At 59.3% G+C, this 504-nt stretch carries 1 pseudogene; it reads left to right on the top strand.

The features are described 5' to 3' along the window. Window positions 1–2: 2 nt before the first annotated feature. A pseudogene (locus tag A9G05_RS26320) lies at window positions 3–504 on the top strand (IS5 family transposase); the annotation flags it as partial.

The following is a 504-nucleotide window of genomic DNA, read 5'->3' as shown; positions in this document are numbered from 1 at the left end:
ACATGGCAAGGCGCTACGAACTCCCAGATGCGGGCTGGGAGTTGATCAAGGATCTGGTTGCCCCGGAACAGAAGATGGGCCGACCTCGAAGTGATGATCGGCTGGTGCTCAACGGCATCTTTTGGATCCTCTGCTCCGGAGCCGCCTGGCGTGATCTTCCGGAACGTTTCGGCCCGTGGTCGACGGTTTATCAACGGTTCCGTGACTGGCGAGACGACGGCACGTTTAACCGAGTACTTGAGCGATTGCACGTCCGGTTGAATCAGGAAGGCCTGATCGACCTGGATACGTGGATGATCGACTCCACCGCGGTGCGTGCAACCCGAGCCTCTTCTGGCGCCGGGAAAAAGGGGGGCCAGAAGAACCGGTAGATCATGCATTGGGACGTAGCCGAGGCGGCCTAACCACCAAGATTCACCTGATCTGCGATGCCAACGGGATACCTCTCCGCTTCATGCTGTCACCCGGGCAGGCCAGCGACATTGGCCATGCTCAGCCACTCTT

Origin of the sequence: Pseudomonas sp. ENNP23, assembly GCF_001728945.1 — a bacterium.
Taxonomy (GTDB): domain Bacteria; phylum Pseudomonadota; class Gammaproteobacteria; order Pseudomonadales; family Pseudomonadaceae; genus Metapseudomonas; species Metapseudomonas otitidis.
Note: the sequence above shows the minus strand (reverse complement) of the source record. Positions and strands in the feature narration are given on the sequence as shown.